Below are 17427 nucleotides of genomic sequence, written 5' to 3' on the forward strand. Positions count from 1 at the left end.
CGCAAGGGCCGACTGCCGGCACCAGCCGACGGTCGTGGCCGGGCGCAAACCCCAGGATCTTCCCGAATTCCAATGGATCAACACCGTGCTCGGCAACCTCAAGACCAGCCTGAGCGGGAGCTACCATGCATTTGCGTTCGCCAAGTACGCGGCCCGTTACCTCGCGGCATTCGCCTACCGCTTCAACCGACGCTTTGATCTGGCGACGTTGCCGGCGCGACTGCTGGTCGCCGCCGCGCACTGCCGGCCCGTGCCCGAGCGGCTCCTGCGACTAGCTGACTCTCGTTGCTAATCAGGAGGGCTTTTGCACCACAGAGTGCACAGAGCGCACGGAGAAAGGTCGATAGGGGGTTGAACCGTTTCGCTGTGCTCGGCGGGTTTGAGCTCCATCGAAACCTTCTTTGAATTTCTCTGTGTTCTCTGTGCCCTCTGTGGTGCGATCGCTTTTCTTCGTGCCTTCGTGTGCTTCGTGGTGATTATGGATTTTTCTAGCCGTAGCGGCGTTCGATGTAGGCCTCGACGCGGGCCTGGAATTCTTCGGCAATATGCTCGCCCTTGAGCGTCACGGTCTTCTCGCCGTCCTCGTACACCGGGGCCACCGGCTGTTCGCCGGTGCCGGGCAGGGAGATGCCGATATTGGCGTGCTTGCTCTCGCCGGGGCCGTTGACGACACAGCCCATCACCGCGACGGTCATCTCTTCCACACCCGGGTACTGCTGCTTCCAGGTGGGCATCTGGTGGCGGATGTAGGTCTGGATGTCCTGCGCCAGGTGCTGGAAGTACTCGCTGGAGGTGCGACCGCAGCCGGGGCAGGCGACCACTGACGGCAGGAAGCTGCGCAGCCCCATGCTCTGCAGGATCTCCTGGGCGACCAGGACCTCCTGGGTGCGGTCGCCGCCGGGCTCCGGGGTCAGCGAGATGCGGATGGTGTCGCCGATGCCCTGCTGCAGCAGCACGGCCAGCGCGGCGGTGGAGGCGACGATGCCCTTCGCGCCCATGCCGGCCTCGGTCAGCCCGAGGTGCAGCGGGTAGTCGCAGCGCGCGGCCAGGTCCTGGTAGACGCTGATCAGCGGCTGCACACCACTGACCTTGGCCGAGAGGATGATGCGGTCATGCGGCAGGCCGATGCGTTCGGCCTCGGCGGCGCTCTCCAGCGCCGAGGCGATCAGCGCCTCCTGCATCACCGCCTCGGGCGCGGCCGGCTCGGCGCGCTGGCTGTTCTCGTCCATCATCCGCGCGAGCAGGGCCTGGTCCAGGCTGCCCCAGTTCACGCCAATGCGCACCGGCTTCTCAAAGCGGATCGCGGTCTCGATCATCGCGGCGTACTGGGCGTCGCGCTTCGAGCCGCGGCCGACATTCCCGGGATTGATGCGCAGCTTGGCCAGCGCCTCGGCACACTCGGGGTATTTGGTCAGCAGCTTGTGGCCGTTGAAGTGGAAGTCCCCGACCAGCGGCACCTCCAGTCCCATCGCATCCAGGCGTTCGCGGATCTCCGGCACGGCCCTGGCTGCGTCCTCCGAATTGACGGTGATGCGCACGACCTCGGAGCCGGCGCGCGCCAGCTCCGCCACCTGCACGGCGGTGCGCAGGGCATCGGCGGTGTCGGTGTTGGTCATCGACTGCACCATCACCGGGGAATTGCCACCGACGGTGACGTTGCCGACGCGGACAGGGACGGTCTTGTGGCGGGTGGGGATCGTGTTCATGTTGACCTACGCGGGCGCGTGGAAACGGTGCGTGGAGTGTAACGCAGGCGTGCGCGACTGCCGAGAAGCTGCAGGCCCCGTAATGTCCCCGCTGGACGGCGTCGGGGTGTCCACGGAGGTCGCCACGCGCCTGCGGCGCTCGCGATGACGGTGCTCACTTTCCTGTCATGGCGAGGCCCCGGAGGGGGCGTGGCCATTTCCGGACGCAACCCCCGACGTTGGTCCTGGTCCGCGCCAGGGCTGGAAGGTGTTCTCCACCGCGCTGCGACTGGCCGCGTGGCGGGCCTCCACGCGCTCGGCGATTGCCTGCTGCAGCGCCTGGCGGGTCTCGGTCTCCAGTACGTCCAGGGCCTCGTGCAGGGCCTTTTCCAGATCCTCGCGATGGCGGGCCTCGTCGAGTCGCAGCAACAGCCAGTCGACACCGATGATGGTGGCCCCGGCCGCCGTGATGCCGCAGCCCAGCGAGAACGGTCCGCTCCAGGCGCAGACCCCGGCGCCCAGGGCCCCGGCGCGTCCGGCGCGCCCCAGGCTGCGGGCCAGCCCCGCCTGGGTGGCGCGGGCGGCCAGCCGGGCCTGCACGGCGCGGGCGATCAGGGGCGTGGCCAGGCCGCTGCCGGCGGCGGCCGTCGCGGCCAGTCCGGTGCGCTGATCGAAGCGCTCCAGGTCGATGTCCAGGGCCGTATGCAGGGCGTGGCCGCGTTCGATCTCGGCGGCCGAGGTGGCCGTGGTGCGGGGTGGCAGGTTGGGGATACGGGCATCCGCCAGGCGGCTGGTCAGCTCCAGGCGCCAGGCATCGCGGACCTGGCGCTGCTGTTCGTCCAGCCCCCATTCGACGCGAGTCGCGAGTTCCCGCAGGGGTTCGTCCCAGAGGGCGTCCGGTAGCAGCTGTTCGCGCAGCATGCGGGCCCCGGCATCCGGTTCGGCGTCGCCCAGCCACTGTACGCCGCGCTGCCACAGCCGGGTGTATTCCGCGCCGAGGGAGTAGTACCCGTCCACGACCTCGGGGACACGGTCATGGAGGGCGGCGAAGCGGGCCTCGAGTTCCGCGTCCACGCGGGTCTGCCAGTGCTCGCGGGCGGCGGTGTCGCCGGCCTCCAGCCACTCCAGCGTGTAGCGCTCGAGCGCGGTGAGGCGCTGGTGGTCGAGCTGGTAGCGCTGCTCGCCGAGTTGCAGGGTCAGCGCGCCGTCCGCGTCCCAGTCGCGCGGCTCGTGCTGACTGGCGAGCCAGAGCAGGGCGAGACTCGCCAGCAGGGTCATGCAGAGCCACAGGCCGGCGCGGGCTGAGCTGGAGGTGGTGTGCGCTGCCGGCGTGGTCATGGGTCGGTGGCTCCGGACCCGACTACTCGATCACGGGCGCGTTGCGCGGATCGCCCAGGGTGTCGGTGGCCGGTCGCAGCGGCAGCAGGCCGTTGGCCAGCAGCAGGAACCCGGCCGCGAGGAAGGCCTGTTCCGCAAGCACCAGCAGCCAGCCGAGCAGGGCCGGCAGGGACTCCACTCCCTGCGGGAACCACTGCTGTCCCAGCCACAGGCGCAGGCCGTCCTGCGCCGCGGCGAGCTGCAGCCCGGCCTCCAGCAGGTGACTGCGCGCGGCCTCGTGATGCACCAGGAACCACACCGCCTGTTCCAGTGTGGCGCCGGTCAGGTCGGGATAGCGCGCCTGCAGGGCCAGGATCAGCAGGGCGACGATCAGCAGGAGCCCGGTGAGGCGCAGGGCCCCGCGGCGGGCCAGCTCCGGGGCGAACCGGGGGTGGGCATGTCCCCGCAGCAGTCGGGCGAACAGGGCCTCGCCGAGCACCAGCACGAAACCGGCGACGAGGAGCACGGCCCAGACCTCCTGTGTCGGGATGCGCGCGAGGGTGATCAGCAGCAGGCCGCCCAGCAGGGCACCGATGACCAGGTGGCGCAGGGCCATCAGCGGGCCGCCGCGCAACCGTCGGGGCCACTGGCTGGTGGGCTCCAGGTAGCCGCGCAGGAACGCCGCGCGCTGTACCCGATGACGGCGGAAGCCGCCATGGGCGATCAGCAGGGTCACGGCGATCCACAGCACCACCACGCCGGCCTCCGGCAGGACCCGCAGGTTCATGTGCATCAGCCACAGCCCGATCACCAGTACGGTTACGGTAAAGGCATGCCGCAGCGCGACATGGGTGGTCGGGCCGGGGCGGGCGGAATCGTCAGACGGTTGGTGGGACACGGCAGCTCCACGCGAAGGGGAATACCCCGATGGTAGCAGGCGCGCGGGCCCGGGCCGTGGTGTGTCCGTGGTGCCATTGCGGACGTTCGGGCTTCGTTCAGCCGAACCCGGTATAACCGGCCCATGGATCGTACAGCGCATGCAATGGTTTCGGCCTGGGCTTTGACGGGGCGCCGGTTCTGGCTCGTCGGGCTCCTGGCCCTCTGGCTGCCTCTGGGGGTTGCCGCGGAGGAGCTTCGGCTGCACGCGGTGTTCGGCGAACGTGCCGTGGTGTCCGTGGGCGACGAGCGAGCGGTGGTGTCGACCGGGGATACGGGGCCCGGTGGCATGCGGGTCCTGCGCACCGGCCCCGGGATGGCCCTGGTGGAGTATCGCGGCGAGCAGCGCGAGCTGCGGGTGCAGCCGCGGCCCGCGCCGGCACGCCCGGATCCCTCGGCGGGGGAGGCTGGAGCGGTTCGGGTGCACCGCGATTCGCGGGGGGATCACGCCGTTACTGCTGGCCTGAACGGCACGGCGGTGACCCTGGTGGTCGACCCGCAGGCCGACTCCGTGCTGCTGCGCGCTTCGGATGCCGGGCGCGTCGGGATTGATCCCGACCAGGGGCGCTCGGTGCGCTTTCGTGACGAGCTCGGCACACGGCATGGCCAGCGGGTGCGCATCGACCAGCTCCAGGTGGGGGGGCTGCGGCGTGCGGGGGTCAGCGCGATCGTGCTGCCGGACGGCGACCTGCCGCGCTCGCGTCTGGGGCGCAGCTTCCTCGAACACTTCGCGGTCGAGCGCGATGGCGACGCGCTGGTGATCCGGGATCGCTGAGGGCAGCATGGATCAGTGTTTCCCCGAGCTGCGTTAGCATGGCGGCCGTCACGCCCACCAGGATGCCTGCATGCCGCTGATTCGGCGCCACCCCGAGGACGCCCCCGCCCCGCGCCGCGAGATCTTCGGCTGGGCGATGTTCGACTTCGCCAACCAGGCCTACACGCTGCTGATCATCACGGTGATCTTCGGCGATCTGTTTACCCGCATCATCGTCGGGGATGCCCCGGACTACCGCCTGGGCAACCTGCTGTGGAGCCTGGCGCTGGCGATCAGCTACGCCATGGTGGTGATCGCGGCCCCGTTCGCCGGGGCGGTGATGGATGCAACGGCCTCGCGCAAGCGCTTCCTGATGGCCTCGTGGATCCTGACGGTGGTGACGACGGGGCTTTTGTATTTCGTCGAGCCGGGGCTGGTGCTGTTCGGCATGGCGCTGATCATCGCCTCCAACTTCGGCTATGCGATCGGCGAATCCTTCATCGCCAGCTTCCTGCCGAGCCTCGGGCCGCCGGAGAAGCTCGGCTGGATCTCGGGGCTGGGCTGGGGCATGGGCTATATCGGCGGGCTGATCGCCACCGCCTTTGCCCTGGGCCTGCTGGGCGAGGTCAGCGCCGAGAACTTCGAGCGTATTCGCTGGGTGGGGCCGTTTGCCGCGGTGTTTTTCCTGATCTCGGCGATCCCGACCTTCCTGTTCCTGAAGGAGCGCGGCACGCGTCGGCGGATGCGCCGGCGGATGCAGCTGGGGCTCGGCTGGCGGCGGGTGCGCGAGGCGCTGGTCACGCTGGGGCAGCGCCGTGAGCTGCGCGCGCTGTATGTGTCCATCTTCTTCATGATGGCCGGGATCTACATCATCATCTCCTTCACCTTTATCTACGGCTCGCAGGTGATCCAGTGGGACGAGCCGGTGCGCATCGCGATGTTCGTGATCACCCAGGTCACCGCGATCATCGGGGCGATCGGTTTCGGCTTCCTGCAGGACCGTGCCGGGCCGGTGCGGATCTATCGGCTGACCCTGGCGCTATGGGCGCTGGCGGTGCTGGCGATCTTCGGCACCACGACCATCGCGCAGTGGCTGAGCGCACTGCTGGGCCGGCCGGTGGAGGCGCAGATGGTGTTCCTCGGCGTGGGGATAGTCGCCGGGCTGTGCCTGGGGTCGGCGCAGTCGGCCGGGCGCGCGCTGGTCGGGATGATGGTGCCGGTGCGCGAGGCCGGGCGCTGGTTCGGGTTCTGGGCCCTGTCGGCGCGCGCGGCCGCGATCTTCGGACTGGCCGGGATCGGGCTGCTGCAGGCCTGGCTGGGGCTGGCCAATGCAATCCTGTTCTGCCTGTTCCTGTTCCTCGCCGCGCTGCTCGCCTCCATCCCCGTCCACCTCGCCGACCGCCGCCGCGCCAGGCCCGTTTGATTCACCACGAAGCACACGAAGGCACGAAGAAGGGCGATTGGACCACGGAGGACACTGAGAGCACAGAGAAGATCAAAGAAGGCTTCGGCCCGGCAGGAAACCGTTGACAAGAGAAACGCACGAATGCCCTGCCACTGGCCAGACTGGATCACTCACCGTCCTTCTCGCACCAGCGTTTGGCAGCCTCTCTTGACCGCCATCGCATTTCTCCGTGTCCTCCGTGTCCTCTGTGGTGCAACCCGCCTTTGACCTTGACCTGGCCCTTCTTCGTGCCTTCGTGTGCTTCGTGGTGAAAATATTGTGTCGGAAGCGCGTTAGTCGGTGGCGTGGTGGGTAAGGGTGGCGCCGCGGTCGAAGCGGCCTTCGTAGAGGCGCAGCAGGGCGGGGATCACGAACAGTACCAGCACGGTGGCGATGGCCAGGCCGAACACGATGGAGATGGCCATCGGGATCAGGAACTGGGCCTGGACCGAGCGCTCGAACAGCAGCGGGGTCAGGCCGGCGATGGTGGTGACCGAGGTCAGGATCACCGCGCGCAGGCGCTGGCAGGCGGCCTCGACGATCGCCTCCTGCAGGGCCAGGCCGGCCTCGCGCAGGCCCTGGTAGAAGCTCACCAGGATGATCGAGTTGTTGACCACGATCCCGGTCAGGCCGAACAGGCCGAACAGCGACAGGATGGTCAGCTCCACGTTAAGGATCCAGTGGCCCAGCAGGGCGCCGAGGATGCCGAACGGGATGATCGCCATCACGATCAACGGCCAGCCCCAGGACCCGAACACCCAGGCCAGGGTGATATACATTAGACCCAGCGCCAGGACCAGACCCGTGCGCATGTCGGCGAAGGTCTCGGCCTGGTCGGCCGCGCGCCCCTCGAACGAGTATTCGATGCCGTAGCGCGTCGCGAGGTCGTCCAGTGGGCCGTCTTCCAGCGCCGCACGGATGCGTGCGGCGTTGTTCACGCTGCGGTCGACCTCGGTGGAGACCTGGATCGCCAGACGGGTGTCGGCATGGCGCAGGGTCTCGAAGCCCTGACGCGAGCGCAGGTCCACCACGCTGCCCAACGGCACGAACTCGCCGCTGGGCAGGCGCAGATTCAGGCGCTCCAGGCTCTCGCTGGAATGGCGCTCGGCATCCGGCAGGCGCACGCGCACCTCCACCTCTTCCAGCCCGTCCTGGTAGAGCTGGGCGAGGTGGCCATCATAGGCATCGCGCAGCTGGGCGCCGACCGATTCGGTGGTCAGGCCCAGGGCGCGACCCTCCGGCTTGACCTGGAACACCAGTTGTTCGCGACCGAATGGCGTGTCGTCGTTGGTGGCGAAGGTGCCCGCAAAGTCATCGAAAATCTCCGCCAGATCCAGGGCGGCGTTCTTCAGGACGTGCGGGTCATCGCCGGTCAGGCGCACCTCCAGGTCGCGTCCGGGCGGCCCGGTCTGGCGTTCGTCGATGCTGAAGTTCTCGATCCCGGGGGCCTGGCGCACGCGGTCCTCCCAGGCCTGGATGAACTCGCGGTTACGCACTTCGCGCTGTTCGGGAGAGACCAGCTCCACCTGGATGTTGCCGAACTGGTCGCCGCGCGGGGCGTTGCCGTCTCCGGGATCGATGCCGCGGCCGAGCCGGGTGACGGAGGCGCGCACCAGGTCGCCGCCCAGGGCCTCCTCGGTCTCGGCCAGGGCCTCCTCGACGTGGATCAGGAAGGCCTCGACCCGCTCCGGCGGTGTGCCGGCGACAAAGTTGACCCCGGCGTTGACGATGGTGCCCTCGGGCGACGGGAAGAAGGTGAAGCCGATGCGTCCGCTGGCGGCCAGGCCGATGGCGAGGATCAGCGCGCCGACCGCCAGCGCCAGGGTGGTGCCCGAGTGGTTGACCGACACGGTCACCGCGCGGCGGAAGGCGCCGTTGCGGAAGGTCTCGAAGCCGTTGTCGAAGCGTTCGCGCAGGCTGCCGGCGCGCGGCGGCTTGAGCCGGTGCATCACGCCTTTCAGGTGCGCGGGCAGGATCAGGAAGGCGATCAGGAGCGTGGCGACGATCACGCAGATCACCACCAGCGGGATGTCGAACAGGATGTTGCCGATGATCCCGCCGATCAGCATCAGCGGCAGGAAGGCCGCCACCGTGGTCAGCGAGGCGGCGATCACCGGGCCGACCATGCGGCGGGCGCCGTCGCGCGCGGCACGGCTGGCCGAGAGCCCGCGCTGGTGCAGGCTGTAGGCGTGCTCGGAGACCACGATCGCGTTGTCGACGATGATCCCCAGCGACATGATGAAGCCGAACAGCGAGATCATGTTGATGGAGCCGCCGACCACCCACAGCACCACGAACGCGGCGGTAAAGGCGATCGGGATGCCCAGCGCCACGCGCAGGGCGATATGCCGATTGAGGAACAGGAAAAGGATCCCCAGCACCAGCAGCAGGCCGCCCAGGCCGTTCTTCAGCAGCAGGGTGATGCGCTCGGAGAGCAGCTCCCAGAAGGCGTCGGTCACCTGCAGATCGACACCCGGAGGCAGGGCGGGGCGTGTTTCTTCCAGCCAGTCCTCCAGCACCTGCGCGGCCTCCAGTGAGTCGCCCGTCTCCGAGCGCAGCAGCTGCATCTCGATCGCGCGCTGGCCGTTGGCGCGGGCGCGCACCTGGCCGTCGCGGTGGCGCAGGTCGAGGGTGGCAATGTCGCCCAGGGTCAGGCGTCCCAGTTCGCCGTCGCCGCGCAGGACCAGCCGCTCGAAGCTGACGATGTCGCGGGCCTGTTCCAGGCTGCGGATCTGGCGCGCGGTGTCGTCGCGGCCCACCGAGCCGGCCGGCAGGTCCTGAGCCATCGCGCGGATCTGCTCGGCGATGTCCGCCAGCGTCATGTCCAGGCGATAGAGTGTCGCCGAGGGCACCTGGACGGCCATCTCGTCTTCGGTCAGGCCGGTGAACTCGATGCGCGCGATGCCGGCATCCAGCAGCTCGCGCTCGAACTGACGCGCGAGGATGCGTAGCTGCTGGGGGTCTTCGGGGCCGGTCAGCAGCAGCCGTGCCACCGGCTCGTAGCGGATCACACGGGTGACCACCGGGGTCTCGGCCGCTTCCGGCAGGTTGCGCTGCTGGTTCACGCGGTCGTTGACCTGCTCCAGCGCCAGGGTCATGTCGGTTCCGGCCTCGAACTCCATGGTCACCACGCCGATGCCCAGTGCCGAGGTGGAGGTCATGTTGCGCAGGCCGTCCACCGTGCGCAGGTCCTGCTCCAGCGGGTCGACGATGGCGCGCTCGACATCCTCCGCGCTGGCCCCGGTCCAGGGCACCTCCACGGTGATGAAGTCGAGCTCGAAGTTGGGGAAGAACTGGGTGTTGAGCTTGGTCAGGGCAAAGGCCCCGGCCAGCAGCATCAGCGCGATCAGCAGATTGGCCGCGAGGCGGTGTTCCAGGAACAGCTGGATCGGCCCGCGCGGGGGCCGGTCAGGGTCCTGCGCGCCGCCCCCGGGCATCGGCTGCCCGGATGCCGGCGAGTTGCCGGGTTCCGCTTCGCTCATCGACCGGAATCCTGCTGTTCCACCTCGACCCGCAGGCCATCCACGGCATTCGGCAGGCGTGTGGCGATCAGGGTGTCGCCGGCGGCGATGGCGTCACTGCGGATCAGCGCGAGGGTATTGCCGTCCGCATCGATGAAATCGCCCAGGCGCTCGACCTGCAGCGACTCCAGGCGCCCGTCCACCACTCGGAACACGCGGTCACGCCCGAACAGGGACTCGAATGGCACCGCGAGGCTGTCGGGTTCCTCCGGCAGTTGCAGGCGCAGTTCGACAAAACGATTCAGCGGGAGTTGTTCGCCGCCGGAGCGCACCTCGAACACCCCGCGCATCCCGGCGTCGCCGGCACGGGTCTCGCCCTCCAGGCGAACCAGTTCGGTCTCGACCGTGTGGCCGGCGACCTGTGCGCGGGCGGGCAGGGGCGTGTCTCCCTGCAGCAGGCGTTCGACCCGGGCGATCAGGTGTTCCGGGAGGCTGGCGCGGATCTCCAGGTCATCCACCGCGAACAGTCGCAGTAACGGGTCTCCCGGTCGGGCGCGCTCGCCCGCGGCGGCGTCGACCTCCACGATACGTGCGTCGAAGGGCGCGCGAATGGTCGTGCGTTCCAGGTCGATCTCGGCCTGGGACTCGGCGGCGCGGGCACGTGCCAGGCGGGCCTCGGCCTGGGCCCTGCGCATCGGGGCGTCGGCCACGGCCTGCTCGCGGTTGTCCACGGTGATGCTGGCCTGCTGCAGCCGCTCGCGGGCGGCATCGAGATCCGATTCCGAGCCGAGGTTGCGCTCGCGCAGGTCGCGGGCGCGCTCCAGCCCGCGTTCGGCGATCGCCAGGAGTTCGCGCTCGCGTTGCAGGGCCTCGCGGTCGAAGCGGGCGCGCAGCTCCTCGCTTTCGACCGCGCCCTCCAGCTCGCGCCGCTCGGCCTCGCGCTGGTCCAGCAGCAGCCGGGCCTCGCGCGGGTCGATCTGCACCAGCGTGTCGCCGGCGGCCACGCGCTGGCCGGCGCGCGCCGGCACGGCTTCGATCTCGCCCTCCACCGCGGCGCGCAGCTGGGCATCGCGGGCGGAGCGGCTGCGCCCGTTGAGGATCACCCCCGGCCGGTGCGTCCCGGGCTCGGCGGTCACGCCCTGTACCGGCCAGGTGCGCTCGCTGGCCTCCGGCGGCGGCGCCTCGGGCCCGGTCGCGCGCAGGACCATGAAGCCCACCACGGCGACGGCGAGGATCAGGACGGGAAGAAGGGCTCGGCGGAGGGCGCGCGGCATGGGCGTCTCGTTTGTGGCTTGGCAGTTCGGTGGGGCGGGTGCGGCCCGTCGCTTGGAGGCACCTGCGGGCCGGAGGTTCCCTTCGCGGGCGTCATCGTACCACCGCGGTTTGTGGGGGAACCCCCGCGGTTGCGGTCGGTCCCCAGGGAAACGCTGATGAATGCACACGCTCGCGCTCGAGTCGCTTTTGCGTGCGAACAAGGCGCGGTGACTGCCGTGCAGTCATTCTGCACAAGGGAGCCGCAACGCCGTTCCCACGCAAAAGAGGCCGAGCCCCTCCGGGGTTGGCGCCCCAGGTTCCCCGATCCTGCGTTGCGCCGCTAGCAGGTAGAACCACTACCCGCTGCACGACGCGCCTGGTCTCGGAAAACCTGGGGTGCCAACGCGAGCGTGCACATTCATCAGTGTTTCCCTTGTGTGTCAATATTACGTTTTGCTTAAATGAGGTGAAAGGTCATGAAAGGATCCAGGCTGATTCCGGCAGTGTTGCTGACGACCACCCTTCTGGCGGGCGGCGCGGTCGCACCGGCGCTGGCCGGCGAACCCGAGGTCTGCGAGTGTCGGGCGGGCCTCGAGATGGAGGGGACGCCCTGGATTCGTCTGATGCCGGGCGACATGACCGGCGGATACTTCGTGCTGCGCAACCATGGCGAGCAGGACCTCCGGATCGTCGCCGCGCAGGCGCGGATCTCCGAGGTGGTGGAACTGCACGAACACGCCCACGTGGACGGGGTGATGCGCATGCGTCAGGTCGACGGGCTGGACCTCCCGGCGGGCGAGACCCTGGTGCTGGAGCCCGGTGGCCTGCACCTGATGTTCATCGGGCTGCACGAGCCGCTGACGGCGGGCGACTGGATCCCGGTGATCCTGGAGTTCGCGGATGGCGAGACCATGGAGATCCATGCCCGCGTCCAGCGTGGCGAGGGTGCCCCTGACGGCCATTCGGGTGGCCACATGATGGAGGGTGATGCCCCCGGCATGGGTGCCGAAGGCGGACACCACGGGCACTGAGGCCCGGGGCTTGCCCGACTACTGATTGGCGGGCCGGGCGGGGATCTGGATGTCGGCATCCGCGCGCAGCGTCTCCAGGAATTCCTGGATGGCGCGGCTTTCGAGGATCTCGACCAGTTCGGCGCGCACATCCTCGAATTCGGGGACCGGTGTGTCGCGGGTCTCCTCCAGACGGATGAGGTGCCAGCCAAAGCGGCTCTCCACCGGCTCCTCGGTGGTGGTGCCGGGTTCCAGGGCCACGGTGGCGTCGCTGAACGCGGGGACCATCTGCTCCGGGGAAAACCAGCCCAGCTCGCCGCCGCGGGCGGCCGAGCCGGGGTCGATGGAATGGGCCTCGGCCAGGTCGCCGAAGTCCGCGCCGTCGTCCAGCTCCGCGAGGAGTTCGCGGGCCCGCTGTTCCTCTTCGACCAGGATGTGGCGGGCGCGGTACTCGGTGCCGCGCATCTGCTCAACCTGGCGTTCGTACTCCGCCTCGAGGTCGTCGCGGGTGATCTCCAGCTCTGCGGTGATGCGTTCCATCAAAAGCGAGGCCAGCAGGTTGGTCTCCACCATGCGCAGGATACGCCGGGTCTCGGCATCGGTATCCAGGCCGCGGTTGACCGCCTCCTGGCGCAACAGCTCCAGGCTGATCAGCTCTTCCAGCGTGCCATCCCCCTCGGCCAGGCCCGGGTCCTCGTCCATGCCGGAGTAGGTAAACAGGTCGGCCCGGGTGATGGGCTTGCCGTTGACGAGGGCGACGGTGTCGACGTCGTCGGTATCGGTGGTGATCGCGTCCGTTTCGGCATCCGGTGCGGGCGCCTCCTGTGCGTCGCAGGCGACCAGCGCACCGGCGAAGGCCAGGGTGGCGAGCGTGGTGGCAAGGGGACGAAGTCGCATCAGAACACCTGCTTGAACGGGCGTACGTCGACCGCGGTATACACGCCGGCAGCCACATAAGGGTCGGCGTCGGCCCACGTACGGGCGGCTTCCAGGGACGGGAATTCCGCGACGATCAGGCTGCCGGTGAAGCCGGCCGGGCCCGGGTCGTTGCTGTCGATGGCGGGGCAGGGGCCGGCCAGGACCAGCCGGCCATCGTCGCGCAGGGCCTGCAGCCGGGCGACGTGTTCGGGCCGCGCGGCGAGACGGGCATCCAGCGAGTCGGGGGCGTCCTGGCCCTGGATCATGTACAGCATGGGGTGTTCTCCTTGATTTTGGGTGCATCGTAACCGATCACTGGCCGCGCCTCGCGCTCCGGGTTCGCAGTTTTCCCCTTTCCGCGCGGGCGGGCCGCGGGTGGCCGGCCCGTGCGCGTTCTTATGGGTGTGGCGGCGGATGCGCTACACTGCGCAGCCGATCCCCGCGTCGAATCGATCCATGATCTCGATCCACCCCGAAAACCCCCAGCCCAGGCTGATCCGGCAGGTCCTGGACCGGCTCCAGGACGGGGCCGTGATCGCCCTGCCGACGGATGCCTGCTATGCCCTGGCCTGCCTGCCGGGGGACAAGACCGGGGCGGACCGGATCCGCCGTATCCGCCAGGTGGACGAGACCCATCATCTGACCCTGCTGTGCCGCGATCTCTCCGAGCTGGGCGTGTACGCGAAGGTGGACAACAGCGCGTTTCGCCTGATGAAGGTACTTACGCCGGGGCCCTACACCTTTATCCTGCCTGCCACCCGCGAGGTGCCGCGGCGCCTGCAACACCCCAAGCGGCGCACCATCGGGCTGCGTGTGCCGGCTAGTCCGATCCTGTCGGCGTTGCTGGCGGAGCTCGGATCACCGCTGATGTCGGCGACCCTGCAGCTCCCCGGGGACGAGAACCCGCTGAGCGAACCCTGGGAGATCGAGGATCGGCTGGGCAAGGTGGTGGACCTGGTGGTCGATGGCGGGGCCGGGACCCTGGAGGCGACCAGTGTGCTGGACCTGACCGGCGATGTGCCCGAGGTGATCCGTCACGGGATGGGCGATGTGGGATTTCTGGGTGAATAGCCCCGGCCGCATACCGAGGCTACGGCGCGGCACGGCCGCAGGGAGGCGCAATGCGTAAGTGGGTGGTTCTGGCCGTGGTCGTGCTGGCGGTGGCCGCTGTGTGGCCGGTCGTGGTCGGCAAGCAGGTGGAGGGTACCGTTGCCGGAACGCACGAGGCCCAGCTGGGCGAGGTGCAGTTGCGCCACGAGATGCTTGAATACGAACGCGGCTACCTGGGCGCCAGCGGCCGCAGCCAGCTGATCCTGGAAGACCCCGACGGGCGCTTCGAGATCCCGCTGGTGCACGATATCCGTCACGGTCTGCTCGGGGCGCGCGGCGATTCGTTCGTGGATCTCGACACCCTGGCGGCGCCGGACGATTCCCTGCTCGGCCATCTGCTGCGCTCGCTGGATCTGCAGGTGCATTCGCGCTCGGGGATCGGCGGTGGCGTGACTACGCGCGTTGCGTTCGACGACCTGCGCATGGACCTGATGAGCGTGCCCGAGGTGGCCGAGCATGCCGCCACGGTGGGTGGCCCGCTGTGGCTGGATCTGGCGGCCGGCCAGGGTCGGTTCGCCTGGTCGGCCGAGCAGATCCTGGTGAGCCTGGATCTGCCGGAGCTGAGGCTGTCGGACGACACCTTCGTCTGGGAGGCGCAGGACGCCCGCTACGCCACGGTGTTCGAGGCCGACGCCGACGGGGTCTTCGGGCGCCTGCCGGACTACGAGGGCGGCCTGGCGGCGTCCGTGGTGGAGCTGCGCGAGGGCGAGGCGAGTCGGCTGCGGATCGAGCGCCCGCGTCTGGATGCCTTCCAGCAGACCAGCAACGACCGCATGGACTCGCGCCTGCGCCTGCAGGTCGAGCAGGCGCGCATGGACGACGGCGCCGGGGATGCGCTGACGCTGAGCGCCCTGGACCTGCAGGCGGGCATCCTGCGCTGGGACCGTCCCAGCCTGCTGCAGTTGCTCGGCGAACTGGAATCGATCGAGGCGCGTGGCATCGAGGGCGAGCAGCGCACTGCCCTGATCGGCGCGGCGATGATCGACGCCGTCGGCGGGATGATCGAGCACCGCCCGGTGGTCGAGCTCAAGGCCTCCCTGAACGAGGAGCCGGCGCGTCAGGTCGCGCTGGACACCGAACTGGGGCTGTACGGCACGCAACAGACCTTCGCTACCCGTCCGCTGGAGACGCTGCGGCTGGACAGCGAACTGCGTCTCGGGCTGGAATGGGTGGCCGAATTCGACGCCGCCTATCCCGATATCGACCTGGATGCACAGCTGCACGCCCTGGCGGCCGACGGCTGGCTCCGCCGCGATGCCGAGGCCGGGTACTGGCACAGCACGCTGGCCATGGCGGACGGCCGGGTGCATATCAACGACGTGGATCGCACGGCCATGCTGCTGGCGATGCTGTTCGCCTTTTCCGGCGGCATGTTCTGAGACGACTGACCGGGCGTGGATGCGCCCGTTTCCTGACAGGAAGGGATTGATTCCGTGAGCAGCAATCAGGGTAGCAACCAGCGTGTGCTCTCCGGCATGCGCCCCACCGGGCGCCTGCATCTGGGCCATTATCACGGTGTGCTGAAGAACTGGATCGAGTTGCAGCACAACTACGAGTGCTTCTTCTTCGTCGCCGACTGGCATGCGCTGACCACCCACTACGAGGACCCCGGTGACCTGCAGCAGCATGTGACCGAGATGGTCATCGACTGGCTGGCGGCAGGGGTCAGCCCCGGGTCCGCGACACTGTTCGTGCAGTCGCGCGTGCCCGAGCATGCCGAGCTGCATCTGCTGCTGTCGATGATCACGCCGCTGGGCTGGCTGGAGCGGGTACCGACCTGGAAAGACCAGCAGGAGCAGCTGCGCGAGAAGGATCTGGCGACCTACGGCTTCCTCGGCTACCCGGTGCTGCAAAGCGCGGACGTGCTGGCCTACCGCGCCGGCATGGTCCCGGTGGGCGAGGACCAGGTGTCGCACCTGGAGGTCACGCGCGAGATCGCGCGGCGCTTCAACCACCTCTACGGCCGCGAGCCGGGCTTCGCCGAGAAGGCGGAGGCCGCTGCCGATAAGATGGGCAAGAAGGCCGCCAAGCGTTACCGCGACCTGCGCAAGCGCTACCAGGAGCAGGGCGAGGACGAGGCCCTGGAGGTGGCGCGGGCGATGCTCGAGTCGCAGCAGAACATCTCGCTGGGCGACCGCGAGCGCCTGTTCGGCTACCTCGAGGGGGGCGGCAAGATCATCCTGCCGGAGCCGCAGGCGCGCCTGACTCCGGCCTCGAAGATGCCGGGGCTGGACGGGCGCAAGATGTCCAAGAGCTACGGCAATACCATCAGCCTGCGCACCGAGCCGGCCGAGGTGGAGAGCCTGATTCGCACCATGCCCACCGACCCTGCGCGGGTGCGGCGCACGGACCCCGGCGATCCGGCCAAGTGCCCGGTGTGGGACCTGCATAAGGTCTACACCAGCGAAAGCCAGCGCGAGGAACTCTACGCCGGATGCACCACGGCCGGCATCGGCTGTCTGGACTGCAAGCGGCCCCTGATCGAGGCGGTGCAGGCGGAGCTGGAGCCGATCCAGCAGCGCGCGAAGGAATACGCCGAGGACCCCGCGCTGGTCCGGTCCATCATCGTCGAGGGCTCCGAGGCGGCCCGCGAGGAGGCGCGCGAGACCCTGGAAGAGGTGCGCCGGGCCATGGGGCTGGACTACCTGCGATGAGCCCGGGGCATGGATCCGCACGCTGACGCGAACGACGGCCTCGAGCGCCCCGCGACGGTCGAGACCGGCGCGGACGGCGAGGTGCTTTATCGCGTGCATGGCGAGCCGGTGGCCGAGCTGCCGGCCGATCTCTACATCCCGCCCGATGCCCTGGAGGTCTTTCTTGACTCCTTCGAGGGGCCGCTGGATCTGCTGCTGTATCTGATCCGGCGGCAGAACCTCGACATCCTGGCGATCCCCATCGCCGAGATCACCCGCCAGTACATGGCCTACATCGAGGTGATGCGGGCGCTGCGTCTGGAGCTGGCCGGCGAATACCTGGTGATGGCCGCGCTGCTGGCCGAGATCAAGTCGCGCATGCTGCTGCCGCGGCCGACGGAGGCCGAGGCGGACGAGGACGCCGACCCGCGCATGGCCCTGATCCGTCAGTTGCAGGAGTACGAACAGTTCAAGACCGCGGCCGAGCGCCTGGATGCCCTGCCGCGCATGGACCGTGACGTGTTCGCCGCGGGCGCCAGCGTCGAGGCACTGGAGGGCCCGCCGCCCCCGGCCCCGAGCATGGACGAGCTGATGGAGGCCCTGGCCGCGGTGATGCACCGCGCCAGTCTGATGGCGCACCACCATGTCTCCACCGAACAGTTGTCGGTGCGCGAGCGTATGTCCAGCATCCTCGACAGCCTGCACCCCGAGCGCTTCACCGATTTCGTGGCCCTGCTGCTGGCTGCCGAGGGGCGCCAGGGCGTGGTGGTATCGTTTCTGGCGGTGCTGGAGCTGACCAAGGCGGGCCTGGTCGAATGGGGCCAGAGCGAGCCCTACAGCCCCATCCGGCTGCGCCGGCGCGGGGCGGCCGTAGACGATGAGGGGGGAGTGCCGGCGTGAGCGAC

General features: G+C 69.1%; 15 protein-coding genes. 8 read left to right on the top strand and 7 right to left on the bottom strand.

The window, feature by feature from the left end; translation table 11 throughout:
* Nucleotides 1-292, top strand: a 292-nt coding sequence (locus tag D106_RS14230; protein WP_038045665.1) for a transposase, incomplete at its 5' end; no start/stop codon positions are given.
* Nucleotides 293-488: 196 nt separating this feature from the next.
* Here the strand turns inward: D106_RS14230 and ispG are convergent.
* The 3 genes from ispG to D106_RS0105735 all read right to left on the bottom strand — a co-directional run bounded on the left by ispG (nucleotide 489) and on the right by D106_RS0105735 (nucleotide 3843).
* Nucleotides 489-1706, bottom strand: coding sequence for a flavodoxin-dependent (E)-4-hydroxy-3-methylbut-2-enyl-diphosphate synthase (ispG, locus tag D106_RS0105725; protein ID WP_018879479.1), 1218 nt, complete (start codon nucleotides 1704-1706; stop codon nucleotides 489-491).
* 165 nt (nucleotides 1707-1871) lie between these two features.
* Entirely contained in the window at nucleotides 1872-3023 is a 1152-nt protein-coding gene (locus D106_RS0105730) for a hypothetical protein (protein ID WP_018879480.1), read from the bottom strand.
* Nucleotides 3024-3045: 22 nt separating this feature from the next.
* Nucleotides 3046-3843, bottom strand: coding sequence for a hypothetical protein (locus tag D106_RS0105735; protein WP_369773051.1), 798 nt, complete (start codon nucleotides 3841-3843; stop codon nucleotides 3046-3048).
* 201 nt (nucleotides 3844-4044) lie between these two features.
* On the opposite strand from D106_RS0105735, the gene D106_RS0105740 reads away from it, so the two are divergent.
* Nucleotides 4045-4713, top strand: a complete 669-nt coding sequence (locus D106_RS0105740) for a TIGR02281 family clan AA aspartic protease (RefSeq protein WP_018876179.1) — start codon at nucleotides 4045-4047, stop codon at nucleotides 4711-4713.
* A 70-nt stretch (nucleotides 4714-4783) separates the two neighbouring features.
* Nucleotides 4784-6115, top strand: coding sequence for an MFS transporter (locus D106_RS0105745; protein ID WP_018879483.1), 1332 nt, complete (start codon nucleotides 4784-4786; stop codon nucleotides 6113-6115).
* 314 nt (nucleotides 6116-6429) lie between these two features.
* Here D106_RS0105745 and D106_RS0105750 read toward each other — a convergent pair whose 3' ends face one another.
* Both D106_RS0105750 and D106_RS0105755 read right to left on the bottom strand, forming a co-directional pair.
* The gene (locus tag D106_RS0105750) at nucleotides 6430-9618 is read right to left on the bottom strand and encodes an efflux RND transporter permease subunit (protein ID WP_018879484.1); all 3189 of its coding nucleotides are present in this window, start codon (nucleotides 9616-9618) and stop codon (nucleotides 6430-6432) included.
* Nucleotides 9615-10871, bottom strand: a complete 1257-nt coding sequence (locus D106_RS0105755; RefSeq protein ID WP_018879485.1) for an efflux RND transporter periplasmic adaptor subunit — start codon at nucleotides 10869-10871, stop codon at nucleotides 9615-9617. Before D106_RS0105755 ends, D106_RS0105750 begins: the two co-directional genes overlap by 4 nt.
* A 456-nt stretch (nucleotides 10872-11327) precedes the next feature.
* Between D106_RS0105755 and D106_RS0105760 the strand changes: the two genes are divergently transcribed.
* Nucleotides 11328-11882 (top strand): copper chaperone PCu(A)C, encoded by a 555-nt coding sequence (locus tag D106_RS0105760; RefSeq protein WP_038045669.1) that lies wholly within the window; start codon nucleotides 11328-11330, stop codon nucleotides 11880-11882.
* An 18-nt stretch (nucleotides 11883-11900) separates the two neighbouring features.
* Here D106_RS0105760 and D106_RS0105765 read toward each other — a convergent pair whose 3' ends face one another.
* Both D106_RS0105765 and D106_RS0105770 read right to left on the bottom strand, forming a co-directional pair.
* The gene (locus D106_RS0105765) at nucleotides 11901-12758 is read right to left on the bottom strand and encodes a peptidylprolyl isomerase (protein WP_018879487.1); all 858 of its coding nucleotides are present in this window, start codon (nucleotides 12756-12758) and stop codon (nucleotides 11901-11903) included.
* Complete coding sequence (locus tag D106_RS0105770; RefSeq protein WP_018879488.1) at nucleotides 12758-13054, bottom strand: YciI family protein; 297 nt, start codon at nucleotides 13052-13054, stop codon at nucleotides 12758-12760. Before D106_RS0105770 ends, D106_RS0105765 begins: the two co-directional genes overlap by 1 nt.
* Nucleotides 13055-13235: 181 nt before the next feature.
* Here D106_RS0105770 and D106_RS0105775 point away from each other — a divergent pair, with 181 nt between their 5' ends.
* The 4 genes from D106_RS0105775 to D106_RS0105790 are packed head-to-tail and all read left to right on the top strand — an operon-like array spanning nucleotide 13236 to nucleotide 17422.
* Nucleotides 13236-13850: an L-threonylcarbamoyladenylate synthase gene (locus D106_RS0105775; protein ID WP_018879489.1), complete on the top strand. Its 615-nt coding sequence runs from the start codon at nucleotides 13236-13238 to the stop codon at nucleotides 13848-13850.
* 50 nt (nucleotides 13851-13900) lie between these two features.
* Nucleotides 13901-15268, top strand: coding sequence for a DUF945 family protein (locus D106_RS0105780; RefSeq protein ID WP_018877940.1), 1368 nt, complete (start codon nucleotides 13901-13903; stop codon nucleotides 15266-15268).
* A 54-nt stretch (nucleotides 15269-15322) separates the two neighbouring features.
* The gene (locus tag D106_RS0105785) at nucleotides 15323-16543 is read left to right on the top strand and encodes a tryptophan--tRNA ligase (RefSeq protein ID WP_018879490.1); all 1221 of its coding nucleotides are present in this window, start codon (nucleotides 15323-15325) and stop codon (nucleotides 16541-16543) included.
* A 9-nt stretch (nucleotides 16544-16552) separates the two neighbouring features.
* Nucleotides 16553-17422, top strand: a complete 870-nt coding sequence (locus tag D106_RS0105790; RefSeq protein WP_018879491.1) for a ScpA family protein — start codon at nucleotides 16553-16555, stop codon at nucleotides 17420-17422.
* Nucleotides 17423-17427 lie beyond the last annotated feature (5 nt).

The organism is Thioalkalivibrio sp. ALE9, assembly GCF_000377445.1.
Classification (GTDB): domain Bacteria; phylum Pseudomonadota; class Gammaproteobacteria; order Ectothiorhodospirales; family Ectothiorhodospiraceae; genus Thioalkalivibrio.